Here is a 17,904-nt window from a genome sequence, read left to right on the forward strand (position 1 = left end):
GCCTACTTTCCTCCTTCACTACTCCATTACGTCCGTTCCACGGGGTACCCGCGTTGCTGCAACTCATCCAGTGCTGCTGCCACATCTCGCTCAGGGCACAACTGCTTGATCAGACTGGCAGTCACCGGCTTCTCTTCATATACTTCAGCTACGGCTTCCAATGGCAGATTCTGCAGGTCATAGTACCCTTTGGCCCAATCAACGTAATCTTCCGAGTTCTTCTCTATATATCCAAGTAAAAATTCTGCACCACCTCTGGCGTCCGTTTCATCTTCCTCGGCCATCGCCTGCTGAATCCAGTTACCAACCTTCCATGGCAAGTCGTTTTTCCCTTCCTGCCATAGGCAAAAGGTCACATCCTCCTGATCCAACGTTTCTTCCTGATCTCGCAGAACAGCCATCAACGTCTCCGGTACTTCATCGTACATGCCTGGGTAGATCTCACCATCCTCACGAGCATGCGGGCTCAAGGGTGACTCATGATCGAATCCTTTGATCAACGTGCCTGAGTTCGTAAACAAGACATGCAGATGATCACCTGCGCCGTTATTGATGCTTCCCCATGCCACACCTGGCTGAAGCTCAGCTTCATAATGATGAACACGTAGCCATTTTTCCTCCGAAAAGATGATATCCAATGCAGCAAGTATTCTCATTCGTTTACGCAAGCTATCTGCATTCATCATGGTTGTATCGTTCCAATCCTGCATATGAAATGCCTCCTGTTCACATATGTACACTACATCCGAATTAATTCATCCAAGGTGTTATTTCCCTGTATACTTGGTGTCATGACAATCGCGATCCGACTGGCTTCTCTGGAGACGATACACGCATAATTTCCGGGCTTTAACTGAAACAGAACCCCTTCACACGTCTCATCCGGCTCCAATTCACCGCCACTCACATCATCTGCTGCTCCCAGATAGACGTGTCCAGACGGAACTTGCAAATGATATACTTTTCCACGTTCTGCTACACGTTCTGGATCTCCCTCTACATCCTCCAAACTCCATTCCACCTCATACACTCCATCCGCACCCAGATTCAGGAACAGACAATGGCCTGCATTCACCTCAGCCAGCTCATCCTCCGGAATGGACCACCAGTCCGAAGTATCCTCGACACGATGCTTTAACGTCGCCAGATCATACAAGCACATTGTTGCCGTATCTGTAACCATTTGAAATGTTCTTCGCATATTCAACCGTCCCTTCTGTCTGATTCAGGTCTAAACTCAGAAATATATTCCATCATTATATCAAGCCTGGTACACGTGTAAAAGGAACCCCTGAACCATCTCTGGCTTTCACAACTCTTCATTTATCGCTCCAAACGGTCGATATAAGCATAACTGACTTTTTTGAACCTGATGGAGGAAGCCAAGCCATGTCAATTAACAATAGAAAAGAACCCTTTCGCTACACATTGAAGGAACCGATCAGCTTTGAGATCTATATTCTCAGTATCAACGGAGTCAATGCACCACCCAAGCCCATTCAGGCCGAGCTGTGTGATATCAGTCGATCCGGCTGTCAGCTGTCATTTCCGCTGTCCCTTCCTGTAGAGAACAACGATATCCGAATTGGAATGAATATGTTGCTCTTTGAAGACCCTCTATATATGGAAGGCACTCTCCGCTGGGGTCAAGAAAAAAACACCTCATGGCACTATGGTGTTCAACTCGAAATGCAGGATGGGAACCAGGATCGTCTCTCCCGAGAGATGCGAATGCTTGCAGGGCAAGGAAAAATTATTGTGAAATAGTCATATAGTCTGATAACAAAAACAAAAAAACAGCCCAAGCGAATTGGACTGTTGCATTATTTAGACTCATTATGCCGCTTTACTAGCTGTCACTGGTTGTTCCATTTTGGACCAGTTCACTGTTTTTTCAAGTAGTAATGATACCAACACTCCCATCACGAGACCATTGCTTATAATGGGAATGAGATACATGGGCAACGTTTGAAAGGCTTCTGCAGGAATATTCATGACAGCAACTCCCGTGAGGACCGGCAACGCTACACGATAGATCGTTTTAGAATTAAACGTTGTACCTTCAAGCGTTCTTAGTGCCGTGCCGAACATCTGCAGATAGGCCACGAACAGAACAGCACTGCCGACGCTTGGTGGTATTTGTGCAAAAAAGGCCGTAACCGAAGGTGTAAGACCCATCATACATAACAAGCCCGCTCCAATAATAAAGGCAGCCCGGCGCAGAATGCGAGTACTTTCTAGGAACCCGATTGAAGATGCAAATAAACCAAAGGGCAGCACACCCACACAGGATGACAACATCGTGAACAGACCCGTTAGTGCATAGGATCGCTGATATTGACGGCTTGTTGTCTCTGCCTGATATAGCTTCTCGACTGTGCTTAAGGTGGTGATCGAATTCGTCATATTCACCAGCCCTACGAAGAAAGCAGTAATGACAATGCCCGGTTCCCATCTGGGTGCTCCCCATGGAAACAGCGTGAGGCCTGTTGTTGTCTGATTGGGCTGTCCACTATGCTGTCCAGGGAACAATAGACTATACGCGATCCAGCCTGCCACAATCCCAATCAAGATTGCGTAGTTCCCCAGTTTACCCCTGCCCTTCAATTGAATCCATGCCACCAGAAATGCAATGACGACGGACAATGCCGCAACAGGCAGATCAAAACGGCCAAACTCTGTATATCCAATCATGCCTTTGAAAAAGTTCATGGTCAGTTGAATCGTCATCAGAAATAGCATGGCACTCTTCACCATAGGTGTGAACAGCTTTTGCAGCACTTGCGCTGCCCCCAGCCAGCCCAGAATCATCATCGTTAGTCCCGCTAACAAAAAACCTGCAGCCAGCCCACCACCAATACGCTCCAGACTCATACCCGCTGATGAAGCAGATACCGTCAAGCTTAACGTCAGACCCCACCACAATCCTGATGGACCATCCATGACCGCATATCGATGACCGAACACGGCTTGAAGAATACACACCGCTCCGGTAAGTATAAATGCGTGCTGCATGGAGGCAGCGATCGCATCCGGGGACAGCTGAAAATTATGTCCAATCGATAACGGAACAACAACGGTATTGGTAAACAGGAAGAAAAACCACTGTATGCCCGCCAAAATCAGTGAAGATACGTCCTTCATATTCTTTTGTGAAAACTGCTCTAGATGTCTGTTCATTCGTTAGGAATATCCTTTCACTGTTCTGTATCATAAATGTAAAGTCGCTTCAGACTTGGGTTAATAGTCGTTCCATTTCGGTATAATGATGCTTGCGCGCATGTTCAAGTGGTGTAATCCCGTCCCGATCCGCGATCTTTGGATCCGCACCATATCGCAAAAGCAAAGCGACAATTTCCTGATGACGTACTCCACCATCTCCCAAAATGACCGCTTCCAGCAAGGCTGTCCACCCCAGGTTGTTGACATGGTTCACATCCACATCGCTGCGTGTCAACAGCAGCTCCACAATGTTCACATGGCCACGATCCGCTGCAGGAATAAGGGCTGTACCGCCGAAACGATTGGTTAACCTTGTATCTGCACCTGCTGTAATCGCTAATTCCACCATGTCATACATACCCTCGGCACTCGCGTATAACAGCGTGTTATCCAATCGTGCATCCTGTAGGTTAATGTCCGCACCGGCGTCAACCAGCATCCTTGCCGTATCTATCTTATTACCGTGTACCGCAGCCATCAGAGCTGTTCTCCCCAATGCATCCTGTTCATTCAACCGGCTACCCTGTGCGATAAATCGAATGACCTCATCGGTATGCCCTGCGTAAGCAGCATCATGTATTGTTCTAACCAAGTTGCTTCATCCTCCAATTCAAGGTCTTTCTCATGCAGTAACATTCATATAGAAACCAAGCCCTGTTAGTCAGGTATGCAAATCTAATGTATAGTAACATAAGATCGTAGTATATTAAAAATACATGTTTTGTTGGCTTTCTATACGAATTACATATACATTGCAGGCAAAGGAGACAACCACTTGGATATCAAACAATGCCGCTATTTCATTGCCATTGCCGAGGAGAAACAGATTACAGCAGCAGCCCGAAGACTGCATATGGCTCAGCCACCTTTAAGTCAGCAGCTTAAGTTAATGGAGGAAGAGCTTGGTGTGATTCTATTTGAACGCAAAGGGCGCATGATGGAGCTAACGCAGGCGGGTCGCAGCTTTTATGATTATGCGGTTACCTTGACCAAATATATGGAGGAAGCTGTAATGGAGATGCAAAGTTTCCGTCACGGCATACGGGGCAAACTCGCCATCGGCATCAATACCATATCGGATCGCCTGATCCCGCAAGCACTTCAGCAGTTCCGCACCACTCACCCACAGGTTACCTATAAAATTCAGCAAAATGAATCTGCGCAATTATGCCGATTGCTGGAAGATGGCAAAGTTGAACTTGCCTGTGTACGCATGCCTGTCCAGACCGAACGCTATGAGGTGCTGCACCTGCCACAGGAGCCCCTTTTCTATATTTCTTCAACACCGCTGGATAGCCCGACAGAGATGGGCGTAGGAGCAGAGATGGGAACTTATTTTGAGCAGCTTACAGGTATCCCTCTCCTGCTTCCAAGTACAGAAGGACTCGGTATGTTCGAGCTGATTTTGGACAAGTTCCGGGAACACCAGGTTACCCCCTCCATCATGGGCGAATGCTCGGACATTAATATGTTGCTGGAGCTGGTCCGACTCGGCTTCGCCAGTTCCATCGTGCCACATACGGTACTGCAACTATACCAAGAGCACCCTTTCCACGTATATCGCATTCAGGATCAGCATTCCACGGTTGGCTCGGCGCTGGTCTGGCTGCAGAACCGCTATCTGTCCAAGCCTGCACAACACTTTGTGCAATTGGTACAGGGAATGCTTCCCGTGATCTAAAAAGCTATAAACAAAAAAAAGCAGCTTTACCGGATCACACTCCGGTGAAGCTGCTTTTTTATACTTATGGTTAAGCTTTAGCTGTGAACAACAAGTCTTTTTCTTTGATCGTAGTGCGACCAGCAGACTCAATGGACTCATATTGATGCATGTTCGTAATAATGACTGGTGTAATCGTTGTGTAACCGGCTTTTTCGATCTGTTCCCGGTCGAACTCCATCAGTACATCACCTACGGCAACCTTCGCACCTGCTTGAACTTTAGGTGAGAAGAATTGACCTTTCAGCTTCACGGTATCAATCCCGATATGAATCAACATTTCTGCGCCTGTATCACTTACCAGACCAATGGCATGTCCACTCTTCGATAACGAGAACACCGTTCCGTTGATCGGAGAAACTACGCGGCCTTCAGATGGTTGAATCGCGAATCCTTTACCCATAATCTCTTCGGAGAATGCAGGGTCTGGCACTTCGCTCAGCGGTTTAACTTCACCCGTGATCGGGCTGAATACTTGCTCATCTTGTGCTTTTGCTTCTTCAGTTACAGCAGGAGCAGAAGTTGTTGCAGCTGGTGTTGCAGGCTCAGCTACTGGTGCAGCTACTGGCTCCGATGCATTTTCTTCTTGGAATCCAAGAATGTACGTCAGTACCGCAGCAGCTACGATAGCAATCAAACCACCTGCCAGGGCATAGAGTAGTGTGCTAACTGCCGGGCTAATAAATGCTGCAATACTTGGCAGACCTACTAGACCTGTAAGTACATAAGCTTTAACATTGACGATCCCCATGAATCCACCTGCGACAGCACCACCGATAAGCGCTGCAATAAATGGTTTTTTGAACTTCATGTTGATACCATACATCGCTGGTTCCGTGATCCCCATAATAGCCGTAAGACCTGTGGAATAAGCAAGCGATTTGGTTTTAGCATTTTTCGATCTGAGACCCACACCAAATGCTGCGCCACCTTGTGCCAAGTTAGCTGCAAACATCAGTGGAATAATAAAGTCGTAACCCAGGGATGTCATCGAACCGACAATGATCGGCAACAGTGCATAGTGCATACCTGTAATGATCAGCAGTGACATCGTACCACCAATCAGGATACTTGCGAAGATGGACATGTTGTCGAACAACCATGAAATACCACCTGACAAACCATTACCAAGAACCGTACCGAGTGGTCCAACAGTCATCAACGTCAGTGGAACCATAATTAATAGCGTAACCGTTGGAACAATAAGAAGCTTCAGTGAAGCATGTGTAACGCGATCAACAGCTTTCTCTACATAAGAAGCAATCCAGATGGCGAGAATGATCGGAATAACCGTAGAAGAATACGTTGCTGCTATAACCTTAATCCCCACAAATGTGGTGTCACCATTGGCAAGCAACGCTGTAATTGTCGGGTGCATAATGCCCGCTGCTAACGCTGCGGCAATATACATATTGCTACCCAGCTTACGTGCTGCACTGATTGCCAGAATGATTGGCAGGAAGTAGAATGCACCGTCACCGATTGCAGACAAAATGATGTAGGTTGAGCTGGTATCGGACAACCACTCCAGGGCTACCAGGATAGCCACGATCCCTTTGATCATACCTGCACCTGTAATTGCTGGCAGAATCGGTGTAAATATGCCGGAAATGAAGTCGAACAGAGCACTTACCGGATTTCTCTTTTTCTTTTCTCCAGTTGAAGCACCAGATGATGCATTATCTGCGTTTGGTGATTTGGACATGTTGCCAACAAGTGCGTTATACACTACAGGTACATCGTTACCGATGATAACCTGGAACTGTCCACCGTTCTCCATCACGCCCATAACGCCCGGTGTATTTTTCAGCGTCGCTTTGTCCGCTTTTTTGTTGTCATTCAGGTTAAATCTGAGTCTTGTCATACAGTGTGTGACTTGATCGACATTCTCTTCGCCACCAACAAGCTTCAAAATATCCTTGGACAATTGTTGTTTATCCATTGTGTTTTGCTCCTTTTATGTGTAATGAAGGTTAAAAAAAAACCTAAACACTGAATAATGACAAAGCAGATCAGCTTATCATTATTCAACGTTTAGGTTTTGCCTTTTTAGCAGTAACAATCCCAATTTTATTCGATTGTTTGTTCATTTCTGACAACTCGTTCAATATGAATGGTCAGATACAGTATTTCTTCCTTGGACAACACCCGATTATAGATCTTACGAGTATAATCACTAATCCTTACTGCACATGCATGTGCTTCCGGATACTGCTTGCTCACCAAGTCATGAAGCGGATTATCTTCTTCTTTATCTTCAATCGCCATTCCTTGCAACACACGTTGGGCAAAGAACTTCAGATGAGTTAAAAATCGATAATAACTCAATGAATCTTCATCAAGCTCAATTACAAAGCTGCGTCTTACAATGTTAAGTATGTCCTTAACGATATTCGTAATGCTGATCGTTTCCCTCATTTCACCGTTCATCTGGGCATTAACCAGATGCATCGCAATGAATGCGCATTCGTCTTCGGGAAGCAGGACACCTAATGTTTCCTCAATAATCTGTAGCGCCTTGAGTCCAATGGCATATTCCTTCCGGTACATGCGCTTGATCTCCCAAAACAGTGCGTTACGGATCTGCAATCCTTGACGATGTCGATCAATAGCAAAATGAATATGATCCGTCAGTGAAATGTAGATGCTTTCATGCAGCTTCTCACCTAACACCGTCTCGGCATAACGGATAATCTCATCCGAGCACTCGACATATTCAACCGGGATATCAGACAGAAGCGTTTTGAGTTTCTGTGATACTTCCTTACTTTCAAGCGAGAATATTTTTTCGACGAGACTCTCGTCTATCGATTCACCAGTATGCTTTTTGAAGGCAATTCCACGTCCCATAACGACCAGTTCGTTTCCTCCCGGATCAATTACGGTAACTACGTTGTTGTTAAGCACCTTCTCAATTTTCATTTCTTCACATCACCTTGCACCGTCAAAGTAGTAAAAGGCAAAACCAAAGCAGGTCACGAAATATGCCCTGCTTCTGGTTTTGCCTGATTGAACAGTAACAATCCAGTATTCATTAGCCTTATGCCCATCTTACCATATAATTATCCATATGACAATGTTTTTGTGAAAGCGGTTAATGTGCGTTAATGTGACATAAGAAGATGCTTTACAACTATGCTTGAAGAACTAGTATTTACTCATTGTTGTTCTTAAGACTTGCGCCATTCGTACTTATAACTTCTTTGTACCAGTGGAATGATTTTTTCTTGTAACGATCCAGTGTTCCTGAACCATCATTATTGCGGTCTACATAGATGAAGCCATAACGTTTCTTCATCTCTGCTGTTGAAGCACTTACCAGGTCAATACAGCCCCATGACGTATAACCCATCACTTCTACGCCATCCTCAAGAGCTTCGCCCACTTGTACCAGGTGGTCATTCAGGTATTGAATACGGTAATCATCGTTCACCGTTTTATTGCCATTTTCGTCGGTAATCAGCTCATCGACTGCACCCAGACCATTTTCGACAATAAACAATGGTTTTTGATAACGATCCCAGTATTTGTTCAAGGTTACGCGCAGTCCTTGCGGATCGATCTGCCAACCCCACTCACTCGCTTTGAGGTAAGGGTTTTGTACACCTGCGAACAGGTTTCCTTTACCTTCGATACGTTTCTCGGGATCACCTGTCTCACAGATACTTACATAGTAACTGAACGAGATAAAGTCTACGGTATGCTTCAGAATTTCAGCATCGCCGTCTTCAAACTTGATATTGATATTATTTGCTTTGAAATAACGATTAATGTATTTCGGATAGTAGCCACGTGCATGGATATCAGCAAAGATATCATTGCGCTGTTCAGCATGCATTGCTGCAACCACATCATCCGGATTCGGAGTCAACGGATACGTAGGCATGCTCAGTACCATACAGCCGATTTTGGCTTCAGGCATAATTTCATGACCCAATTTAACAGCCAAGGCACTGGCTACCAATTCATGATGGATCGCTTGGTACAGATCCTGCTTGGACAGTTCTGCTTTTGGCGTGTAGATTCCGCCGCTCATGAATGGCTCTTCCAGTATGGAGTTGATTTCGTTAAACGTCAGCCAGTATTTTACTTTGCCTTTGAAACGGTTAAACAGCACTGTTACATAGCGCTCGTAGAATTCGATCATTTTACGGTTAACCCAGCCATCATACGTTTTGGACAGATGCAGCGGTGTCTCATAGTGAGAGATCGTTACGAGTGGTTCAATACCGTATTTGTGGCACTCATCGAACAGGTCATCATAGAATTGCAGACCTTTCTCGTTTGGCTCCAGTTCATCGCCTTTAGGGAAGATACGGGACCAAGCGATGGATGTACGGAATACTTTGAAGCCCATTTCGGCAAACAATTTAACATCCTCTTTGTAACGGTTGTAGAAATCGATACCGATCAGTTTCAGGTTATCTTCAGTAGGTGCTTCCGTTCTAGGCGTTGTAATCCCGTGTGGCATTACGTCCTGAACAGACAGGCCTTTGCCATCTGTATTATAAGCTCCTTCAAGTTGGTTGGCTGCTACAGCGCCGCCCCATAGGAAATCCTTCGGAAATGGTGTTGTCATGTCAATCATTCCTCTCTAATAACGGTATTTTAATTCTTTGTCTAAATGCATTACTCTATCCTTTGCCGACAGGAAAAAGCGGACAATCTCCAACTAAAAGGGCCATCAGGAAAATTAGATTCCTTCCATGCCAACTTTTGGGTTAGGTTTTGCCCGCTTTACATGCGGTTACAATCCTGGAAACGAGAGAACTACAGTTGCTCACCATTGCTGGAGATTACGTTTTTGTACCAGTCGAATGAATCCTTTTTGGAACGTTTGAGTGTTCCGTTACCTTCGTCATCCAGATCCACGTAGATGAAACCATAACGTTTGGACATTTCGGAAGTAGACATACTCACAAGGTCAATCGGGCCCCATGCTGTAAATCCAATCAGATCCACACCGTCTTTGATCGCTTCTTTCATTTGTTCAATGTGTTTTTTCAGGTAATCCACACGATAGGAGTCATGGATCGAACCGTCTTCTTCAACACGGTCATATGCGCCCAGACCATTTTCTACGATGAACAATGGTTTCTGGTAACGATCCCAGAAGTTGTTCAGGGTTACGCGCAGACCGATCGGATCGATCTCCCAGCCCCAGTCGGACGCTTCCAGATAAGGGTTTTTCACGCCGCCAGTCAGGTTACCTGCTGTTTCTTCCTTGTCTGCGGATGCAGATTTGGTTACGGACATGTAGTAGCTGAAGGAGATGAAATCAACGGTATTGTTCAGCAAGATCTCATCATCGCCTGCTTCTTTTTGGATCACGATGTTATTTTCTTCAAAATAACGAGCCATGTAGTTCGGGTATTTACCACGAGCATGCATGTCCGTGAAGAAGAGGTTAATCTGATTCTCGTGTTGAGCCAGACGAACATCTACCGGATTACAAGTTGCTGCATAAGTTTCCATACGAGCAAGCATACAACCTACTTGGGAACCAGGCATAATCTCGTGTGCAAGCTTCGTTACCAATGCACTTGCTACAAATTGGTGATGCAGCGCTTGATAAGTGGTTTGTAGCTTGTTGTCCACTTTATCGATCAGAATGCCGCCGCCAGTGTACGGGCTGAACAGCATGACGTTAATTTCATTAAACGTCAGCCAGTATTTTACTTTATTTTTATAACGGTTGAACACCGTTTCTGCATATCGAACATAGTGCTGGATTACTTCACGGCCAGCCCAGCCGTTGTATTTTTGCGTCAAGCCAAGCGGTGTCTCATAGTGAGACAATGTAACGAGCGGCTCGATGCCATATTTCAACAATTCGTCGAATACTTCATCATAGAATTTCAAGCCTGCTTCATTCGGCTCTTGATCATAACCGTTCGGGAAAATACGTGCCCAGTGAATGGACAAACGGAATACTTTGAAGCCCATTTCAGCGAACAATGCAATATCTTCTCTAAAGTGATGGTAGAAATCGATACCAAAACGTTTCGGGAAACGTTCTTCGATTTTGCCGGAGAGGATCTCTTCAATTCGGGAAGAGGAAATTTCCATGGCATGTCCGCCTGTACGCTTCTCTTTAGGAACATGAGCGATCATGTCCGCTGTGGAGAGGCCTTTGCCGTCCTTATCGAATGCACCCTCCAATTGATTGGCAGCTGTAGCGCCGCCCCATAGGAAGTTTTCGGGGAATCCTTTTTTTGCCGTGGTCATGAACAACAACCTCTTTTCGAAATTTATTTTGGTTTTTCCAGGTAAAAAACTGTACTTCAGAGCAGAAAACAAGAAAAACCTAAACTCAAGGTAAAATAGCACCAAAAAAAGGGGCCTTCATTTCACCATCAGTTTAGGTTTTGCCTGTCTTCACAGTTACAATCCATCAAAAGATGTTATTGCATATTCTGTTGTGTTTGCTCTTGTAATGTAAGCGTAACATATCTATTTTGCAAAATCAACTTCACGATTAGTCGAGTTCGTTGGCAGGACTTTGGACCTCCAAATCCGGGATTTTATCCTTTCCTGATCAAACTACGCCAGATAAATACCTTTCATACTCATGTAAATTCACTCCTCGTCTTACAGTTGGTGACCCCGAAAGTCCTATCTCTTACAATTCATCCTAAAGCCGCTTGAAACCACCCTTGGAACAGGTAGACTTAATTTTAAATGTTTTTTCGGGGGAAAGACTATTCTAGGAGGATTTAGAAATGACACATGAAGAAAACACATCCGGTTGGGACGCGATTGATCAAGCGATCGGAGAACTGTACGGAGAACAGGAGCCACATCATTATGGCACATCCATTCCTTATATGCTTGGAGGTCCGGACCCGCTCGACGGCATCAGCGTGTATTCGGCGAACACACCTATGCCTCACTGGCATTTTGTCACATATGGTTTCTCTGAATTATATGAGAAAGAATCCGATCAATTATCACAAAGTGGATATGGATTCGAGATTACATTTCGTCTTACACGTGGCGAAGAAGAGAACGAACCTCCAGCCTGGGCACTGAATCTATTACAAAATATGGGACGATACGTCTTCAATAGTGGAAATGTCTTCCGCGCAGGCGATTACATGGATGCCAATGGCCCCATCTGCTTGGCGTCTGATACCCTGCTGACAGCGCTCGCTTTTATTGAGGACCCTGACCTGCCCGAGATATCAACACCTAATGGTTCAGTGCAATTTGTTCAAATGGTTGGCATTACAGGTCGAGAACTGGAAATGATTCAAACGTGGAACGCTCGCGGCTTCCTGTCTGCCTGCTCCAGTTTCATGCCCAAATATGTGACGGATCTGATGCGAAATTCGTACGCAGATATTCCTTCTGTTATACAGGCAGTCCAGCTTGGAATCGAACAGGATGGCTCAAGCACAGCGTTTTTATTCATACAACAACTGGGCTGGGAGTCCCCGCGCAAAAAAATGCTGCAAAAAACGGTTCCGGCCAAACTCCAGCTTGGAGCCAATCAGGCCGTTTTGATTGGCAACATTCTTCGCAGCCGAATGTCAAAAGGTGAATCTCTGTCGTTGATCGGACCGGATGTAAATATCATGTTCAAAGCCGGAGAACAGCCTGCCTCATTGGAATCAGATAGACAAATCACACTAACCGTGAACAAGCAAGTTGTTGAAGAACTGGCGCAGAATCTCCATCCGGTTGAAGGGACATTCGAGATTATTTCTTTGGATCGTCTCCTCGTTCAGATTGTTAAAACAGAGATTAAGGACCAGGAAGGACACGTCATTAAAACGATTGGCTAAGACCACTCTCAGATGCAATAAAAGAACTACGTTTTCGCTTAACGACTGTGCAGCAAGGAGGAACAACATGCCTGCCATTACATTTGCCTCACGGCACAAGGAGTCCGCAACTCGCTCGCATGCAGCAGGAACGGCTCCGTTCGACTATTTACCAAAATCCAGTCTGGATAAACTAAGCAAAATCAATCATTTCCTGATTCATGCTTTCCAGAACAGCATCTCGGATATCAAGGAAAATTTAACAGGCACCTATCTTTTTCTACTCACAGATACGGACGGTGTGTTACTTTCCATGGATTACAGTTCAGATCTTGAAGCTGTAGTCGAACATTCTCCCATTCGTCCAGGCATGATCTTCACCGCACAGAGCTGTGGAGTAAACGCCATATCTGTAACGATGAACAGCAACGAACCTGTATGTCTTCTACCCGAGCAGCATGAAAGTCCATATTTTCAAAGTTGGCATTGCTACGCCTCGCCTCTGACCATGGGATCGCAGCATTTCGGTTATTTGGATGTGTCCACCATTAACGCGGATATGCAGGGCGAACTGATTGCCATTGCCAAGCTGATTCCTGCTTATATGCAGAACAGCTACCAGAGTCAACAAGCTGCTGAACTTTCTGAGAAATCAGCGGTTGAGTTCACGGAGCGTCAGTTAACCATTCTGGAGATGATTGCGGAAGGCCTGACCGTAAAAGCCATTGCTTTGAAATTGAAGATCAAGGAATGTACCGTGAATCATCACAAAAAAGTGATTTTCAACAAATTAGGTGTGCAATCCAGCACAGAAGCTGTTTCAATTGCCAGCCGATTGTCTTATTTATAGAGGACCCCTATAGATTCCTATAGGTAGTAAATGAGAACGTTTGTGCTACAATTTAGAGAACAAGCAAGATGTAGAGAGAGAAAACACACACATTTCAGGAGGGTAATATGACAATTCCAAAAAAAGCTTCTTTATTCGCCATGCTCATTATGATTATGCTGGTTGCATCCGCTTGCGGTGACAAAGCAGATAACACAGCCGCAACAGAAGAGCCTACCCCGACAGAAACAACGACGGGAACTGATTCTGATACAGCGAATACAGAAGAAACAGAGAACACAGAACCAGCAAGCGAAGAGTCCAAGGAAACCGATAATTCCCAAGACGTTGAGCTGGGGACTACGGAAAAAGGCTCTTACACCAATGACTATTTCGGCGTATCTCTGAAATTCCCTGAAGCTTGGGAGTTCCAGGATGCTGCAGGCATGAATGAGCTGACTAGTGCTTCATCTGAAGCGATTGCTGGTGATGATGAAACGAAGAAAAAACAAATCGAACTGTCTCAGACCAAAACATTGAACTTGCTTATGGCTTCACAGTACCCATTGGACGGCGGTCAAGTTGGTCCTTCCGCTATGGCGATTGCTGAGAAAGTAAGCCTGCTGCAAGGCATTCGTACAGGTAAAGACTACCTGGAAGCAACCAAAAAATTCATGGTAGATAGTCAGTTCCCTTACGATTACAAAGAAATGACGACTGAAACCATCGGTGGCAAAGAGATGGATCTGATGCAAATCACGATGGATGCAGGTGACGGTTCAACGATTACTCAGGACTACTACAGCACGATTATTGAAGGGTATGCTTTCAATTTCATCTTCACTTACATGGATGATGAGACCAAATCCGAGATTGATAACATCAAAAAATCGGTTCAATTCAAATAATCACTTTTGATTACTGCTATTATACAAAGAACATAAAACTCAACCCCGATAACGATCTGTGGAGATCATCGTCGGGGTTCTTTTGTATTTGAAAAAGACTATATGTTGCATTTACTAACTAGATATTGCGACCCAATGTCCATCCTTGACTTCTACCCATCTGGAATGTTCCAGATTATAACGGTCCTCTACTTCAACATTTTCTCTAGCGGTTTCTTTGACAACATGTCTCTTTTTCTTCGCTTCTACCTCCGGATCAGGCACAGGAATAGCAGACAGCAATGCCTTGGTGTAGGCATGTTGCGGGTTGGAATACAGTTCTTCGCTCTCTGCAAGCTCCACAATTTTCCCGTTATACATGACAGCCACTCGGTCACTGATATGTTTAACCATGGACAAGTCATGCGCGATGAAGAGATACGTCAATCCGAGTCGCTGCTGTAACTCTTCAAGCAATTGTACGATCTGAGCTTGTATCGATACATCCAGTGCAGACAACGGCTCATCACATACGATGAATTCCGGCTCCACAGCCAGAGCTCTTGCAATGCCGATCCGCTGCCTCTGTCCACCCGAGAATTCATGCGGATAACGCTGCGCATGGGTGGGATCGAGACCCACCATCTCCAGCAATTCCTCCACCCGCTTCTCCCGCTGAGCGGCAGTACCTGCAAGCTGATGAATATCAAGGGCTTCTCCAATGATATCCATAATTCTCATTTTGGGATTCAGAGATGCATAGGGGTCCTGGAAAATAATCTGCATATGTCTGCGCATTGTCTTCATCTCCGAAGCGGACAAACGATTAAGCGGGACTCCCTTAAACAGCACATCTCCACCTGTTGGCTCATGCAATCGCAGAATGGCACGCCCCGTGGTTGATTTTCCGCTGCCGGATTCCCCCACAACGCCGAGTGTCTCTCCTTGACGAATATGGAAACTGATATCATTAACAGCCTTTAAGGTATTACCTTTACCCAGATTAAAATGTTGTCTGAGCGATTTCACCTCAAGTAACGGCTGATCGTCTTCCAGATCTCTAGGGACCAAGGATACGGGTTTCGGCTTTTTTTTCTGATCCAGACGTGGTAATGCATTCAGAAGTCTGATCGTATATGGATGTTTGGGGTTAGCAAAAATCTCTGTTGTAGTCCCCGTTTCCACAATCTGTCCTTCCTTCATAACAACAACCCGATCGCACATACCTGCCACTACGCCCAGATCATGTGTAATCAGGATAATCGATGTACCCAGTTGGTCCTGCATATCTTTCATCAAATTAAGAATCTGTGCCTGAATCGTAACGTCAAGTGCGGTTGTCGGCTCATCGGCAATGAGCAATTCAGGACGACAAGCGAGTGCAATACCGATCATGACCCGCTGACGCATGCCTCCGGAGAATTCGTGCGGATATTGGTTGTAGCGTATTTCGCTGCGAGTTATCCCCACCCGCTCCATCATGGCAATCGCCTGCTTCTTGGCTTCCCTTTTGGACACTTTCTGATGTTTGATCAGACTCTCGGAGATCTGTTTACCCACTTTAATAGTCGGATTAAGGGAACTCATCGGATCCTGAAAGATCATGCCAATATCACGTCCACGGATGCTCTCCATCTCTTTCTGCGTTTTATTGGCGAGGTCGACTCCTTTAAATAGAATCTCCCCTTTTTTCATCTGTGAGGGCGGCGATGCAAGCAGCCTCATGATAGAACGTGCTGTTACACTTTTTCCGCTGCCCGATTCTCCTACAATGCCCAACGTCTCGCCTTTTCGTACTTCAAAACTCACTTCTCCCACTGCCTGAAACTCACTCTCTCCAGAGTGAAACGAGACAGATAGATCATTAACTTTCAGTAAAGGTTCCATGCCATCACCAGCTCTCATCCATTTTTCACATACACATATGTATACAATTATTACCTTGACAATTGTTTAGACCCTAAATAATATATACTATATCAATCGGAATAATGCAATTTAAACCTGAATGAAAGGAGGCACGCTTGGTTTGAATCTTGCAGAAAGCAGCAGACTCTCGCGGTTGGTACACAATTTAAGTTTTATTTATGGCAAAATGCTGCTTCATCCTTCCTACCGATATGTTCTGTTCATTCTTGGATTACCGATCAATTTGGTCGTGTTTCTAATATGGCGTTCGAATCGAAAAAATGACGGCTGGGTAGCTGCCAGGCAGGCAGCTGAGCAAGAACTGCTCGCTTCTTCCTACCGGAACAAGCTTAAGTTGGAAGTCGAAGAACAGCTGCGTCGCAAACATCGTTTTTTCCAGCAGCAGGTCAGTGAGGGAGAATTCACACGTCAGACCGAGGAATGGTTGGAAGAAAGTGTTCAGACAGAGTTGAAGGAGCGGACGTCCCGCATACTTCAGGAACAAGGACATCAACGACTTACAATGGCCGATACGTTCCACACCCTTATCGAAAAACCATGGTTTTTCGCGATATCCATTATTCCAGGCTGTCTGATGTATAGCATTTTGTTTTTGTATGGCAATCCTTATCTAAAGTACATATTTGAAAGAATACTGATGACGGTATTCGTCATTCTGGGCGTAGCAACACTCGTATTTACGATTTTGTATCTGTCTCCGTTTAACCCGGCAGCTAACATTCTCGGAGAGACAGCGACGCAGGAACAGATTGCAGCATTCAATCAGGTGTATGGCTTGGATCAGCCTTATCTTACACAGCTTTGGAACAATATCAAGGGAGTTGCCTTCTTCGATCTTGGCAAGTCTTTTGCAGGAAATGAAGATGTCACAGCAACGATCGCAAGGAAGTTTCCAATTACATTGACGCTGGCGGTCATCTCCTTGCTACTGGCACTCGTCATTGCATTACCCATTGGTATCATCTCTGCAATTAAGCCTAATTCGTGGTTCGACTACACCTTCATGTTTATTGCTCTGATTGGATTATCGATTCCGAATTTCTGGCAAGGACTTATTTTCATTCTGAACTTTTCGATCAAAATGCAGTGGCTTCCCGCCACATTCAACCCGCAGAACTGGCTGTCGATTATTATGCCAACCATTGTTCTGGGTACGGGACTCACAGCTGCGGTGGCTCGGATGACCCGTTCTTCTACACTGGAAGTCATTCATGAGGATTATGTCATGACCGCCCGTGCCAAGGGGTTAAGCGAACGTCAGGTCATGCTAAAACACGCTGTACGCAATGCATTGATTCCCATCGTAACTGTGGTTGGACTTCAATTTGGAGCCATGCTGGGTGGGGCAGCGGTAACGGAGAAAGTGTTTAATATCAGCGGTCTCGGTAGTTACATTGTGGATAAGCAATTTATCCCCGATATTCCGAGTATCATGGGCGGAGTAATCTACACAGCGATTACGATCTCCATTATTAATGTAGCGGTTGATCTGCTGTACGCTTTTATTGATCCAAGAGTGCGTTCCAAGATGAAACAATATTAAAGCAGGTG

15 protein-coding genes are annotated in these 17,904 nt (G+C 45.3%); 6 read left to right on the plus strand and 9 right to left on the minus strand.

Translation table 11 applies throughout. The features are described from left to right. Positions 1–26: 26 nt before the first annotated feature. Both MKX75_RS21425 and MKX75_RS21430 read right to left on the minus strand, forming a co-directional pair. On the minus strand, positions 27–710 hold the full coding sequence (locus MKX75_RS21425) for a hypothetical protein (protein ID WP_339166735.1): 684 nt from the start codon (positions 708–710) through the stop codon (positions 27–29). A 29-nt stretch (positions 711–739) separates the two neighbouring features. After that, positions 740–1,201, minus strand: a complete 462-nt coding sequence (locus MKX75_RS21430; protein ID WP_339166737.1) for a DUF6386 family protein — start codon at positions 1,199–1,201, stop codon at positions 740–742. A gap of 188 nt (positions 1,202–1,389) precedes the next feature. Here MKX75_RS21430 and MKX75_RS21435 point away from each other — a divergent pair, with 188 nt between their 5' ends. Continuing rightward, positions 1,390–1,767, plus strand: coding sequence for a PilZ domain-containing protein (locus tag MKX75_RS21435; RefSeq protein WP_062835701.1), 378 nt, complete (start codon positions 1,390–1,392; stop codon positions 1,765–1,767). A 69-nt stretch (positions 1,768–1,836) separates the two neighbouring features. Here the strand turns inward: MKX75_RS21435 and MKX75_RS21440 are convergent, their stop codons facing one another. Then, complete coding sequence (locus tag MKX75_RS21440) at positions 1,837–3,180, minus strand: uracil/xanthine transporter (RefSeq protein WP_339166739.1); 1,344 nt, start codon at positions 3,178–3,180, stop codon at positions 1,837–1,839. A gap of 49 nt (positions 3,181–3,229) precedes the next feature. After that, complete coding sequence (locus MKX75_RS21445) at positions 3,230–3,814, minus strand: ankyrin repeat domain-containing protein (protein WP_339166741.1); 585 nt, start codon at positions 3,812–3,814, stop codon at positions 3,230–3,232. 183 nt (positions 3,815–3,997) lie between these two features. Between MKX75_RS21445 and MKX75_RS21450 the strand changes: the two genes are divergently transcribed. After that, complete coding sequence (locus MKX75_RS21450; RefSeq protein ID WP_145149895.1) at positions 3,998–4,903, plus strand: LysR family transcriptional regulator; 906 nt, start codon at positions 3,998–4,000, stop codon at positions 4,901–4,903. A gap of 70 nt (positions 4,904–4,973) precedes the next feature. Here the strand turns inward: MKX75_RS21450 and MKX75_RS21455 are convergent, their stop codons facing one another. From MKX75_RS21455 to MKX75_RS21470, 4 genes are all read right to left on the minus strand, one after another. After that, complete coding sequence (locus tag MKX75_RS21455; RefSeq protein WP_339166742.1) at positions 4,974–6,884, minus strand: beta-glucoside-specific PTS transporter subunit IIABC; 1,911 nt, start codon at positions 6,882–6,884, stop codon at positions 4,974–4,976. A 128-nt stretch (positions 6,885–7,012) separates the two neighbouring features. After that, the gene (locus MKX75_RS21460) at positions 7,013–7,864 is read right to left on the minus strand and encodes a PRD domain-containing protein (RefSeq protein WP_145323608.1); all 852 of its coding nucleotides are present in this window, start codon (positions 7,862–7,864) and stop codon (positions 7,013–7,015) included. A gap of 232 nt (positions 7,865–8,096) precedes the next feature. Next, positions 8,097–9,527: a glycoside hydrolase family 1 protein gene (locus MKX75_RS21465; RefSeq protein ID WP_206105795.1), complete on the minus strand. Its 1,431-nt coding sequence runs from the start codon at positions 9,525–9,527 to the stop codon at positions 8,097–8,099. 185 nt (positions 9,528–9,712) lie between these two features. After that, on the minus strand, positions 9,713–11,170 hold the full coding sequence (locus MKX75_RS21470; protein ID WP_062835707.1) for a glycoside hydrolase family 1 protein: 1,458 nt from the start codon (positions 11,168–11,170) through the stop codon (positions 9,713–9,715). A 494-nt stretch (positions 11,171–11,664) separates the two neighbouring features. On the opposite strand from MKX75_RS21470, the gene MKX75_RS21475 reads away from it, so the two are divergent. From MKX75_RS21475 to MKX75_RS21485, 3 genes are all read left to right on the plus strand, one after another. Next, positions 11,665–12,729, plus strand: coding sequence for a suppressor of fused domain protein (locus tag MKX75_RS21475; protein WP_339166743.1), 1,065 nt, complete (start codon positions 11,665–11,667; stop codon positions 12,727–12,729). Positions 12,730–12,796: 67 nt separating this feature from the next. Then, on the plus strand, positions 12,797–13,558 hold the full coding sequence (locus MKX75_RS21480) for a LuxR C-terminal-related transcriptional regulator (RefSeq protein ID WP_339166745.1): 762 nt from the start codon (positions 12,797–12,799) through the stop codon (positions 13,556–13,558). A 107-nt stretch (positions 13,559–13,665) separates the two neighbouring features. Further along, the gene (locus MKX75_RS21485) at positions 13,666–14,445 is read left to right on the plus strand and encodes a hypothetical protein (protein WP_062835710.1); all 780 of its coding nucleotides are present in this window, start codon (positions 13,666–13,668) and stop codon (positions 14,443–14,445) included. Between the two features lie 114 nt (positions 14,446–14,559). Here MKX75_RS21485 and MKX75_RS21490 read toward each other — a convergent pair whose 3' ends face one another. Further along, positions 14,560–16,311, minus strand: coding sequence for an ABC transporter ATP-binding protein (locus MKX75_RS21490; protein ID WP_339166748.1), 1,752 nt, complete (start codon positions 16,309–16,311; stop codon positions 14,560–14,562). A gap of 142 nt (positions 16,312–16,453) precedes the next feature. Between MKX75_RS21490 and MKX75_RS21495 the strand changes: the two genes are divergently transcribed. Continuing rightward, positions 16,454–17,896 carry an ABC transporter permease gene (locus MKX75_RS21495; protein ID WP_339166749.1) on the plus strand — a complete coding sequence of 481 codons (1,443 nt, stop codon included), beginning with the start codon at positions 16,454–16,456 and terminating at the stop codon, positions 17,894–17,896. Positions 17,897–17,904 lie beyond the last annotated feature (8 nt).

The organism is Paenibacillus sp. FSL R5-0341, assembly GCF_037975235.1.
Classification (GTDB): Bacteria; Bacillota; Bacilli; order Paenibacillales; family Paenibacillaceae; genus Paenibacillus; species Paenibacillus amylolyticus_A.

What these genes read in the sequence shown, in the direction of transcription:
- MKX75_RS21425 (WP_339166735.1), bottom strand. Translation starts at nt 710, where the DNA reads ATGCAGGATTGGAACGATACAACCATGATGAATGCAGATAGCTTGCGT.
- MKX75_RS21430 (WP_339166737.1), bottom strand. Translation starts at nt 1,201, where the DNA reads ATGCGAAGAACATTTCAAATGGTTACAGATACGGCAACAATGTGCTTG.
- MKX75_RS21435 (WP_062835701.1), top strand. Translation starts at nt 1,390, where the DNA reads ATGTCAATTAACAATAGAAAAGAACCCTTTCGCTACACATTGAAGGAA.
- MKX75_RS21440 (WP_339166739.1), bottom strand. Translation starts at nt 3,180, where the DNA reads ATGAACAGACATCTAGAGCAGTTTTCACAAAAGAATATGAAGGACGTA.
- MKX75_RS21455 (WP_339166742.1), bottom strand. Translation starts at nt 6,884, where the DNA reads ATGGATAAACAACAATTGTCCAAGGATATTTTGAAGCTTGTTGGTGGC.
- MKX75_RS21460 (WP_145323608.1), bottom strand. Translation starts at nt 7,864, where the DNA reads ATGAAAATTGAGAAGGTGCTTAACAACAACGTAGTTACCGTAATTGAT.
- MKX75_RS21470 (WP_062835707.1), bottom strand. Translation starts at nt 11,170, where the DNA reads ATGACCACGGCAAAAAAAGGATTCCCCGAAAACTTCCTATGGGGCGGC.
- MKX75_RS21475 (WP_339166743.1), top strand. Translation starts at nt 11,665, where the DNA reads ATGACACATGAAGAAAACACATCCGGTTGGGACGCGATTGATCAAGCG.
- MKX75_RS21480 (WP_339166745.1), top strand. Translation starts at nt 12,797, where the DNA reads ATGCCTGCCATTACATTTGCCTCACGGCACAAGGAGTCCGCAACTCGC.
- MKX75_RS21485 (WP_062835710.1), top strand. Translation starts at nt 13,666, where the DNA reads ATGACAATTCCAAAAAAAGCTTCTTTATTCGCCATGCTCATTATGATT.
- MKX75_RS21490 (WP_339166748.1), bottom strand. Translation starts at nt 16,311, where the DNA reads ATGGAACCTTTACTGAAAGTTAATGATCTATCTGTCTCGTTTCACTCT.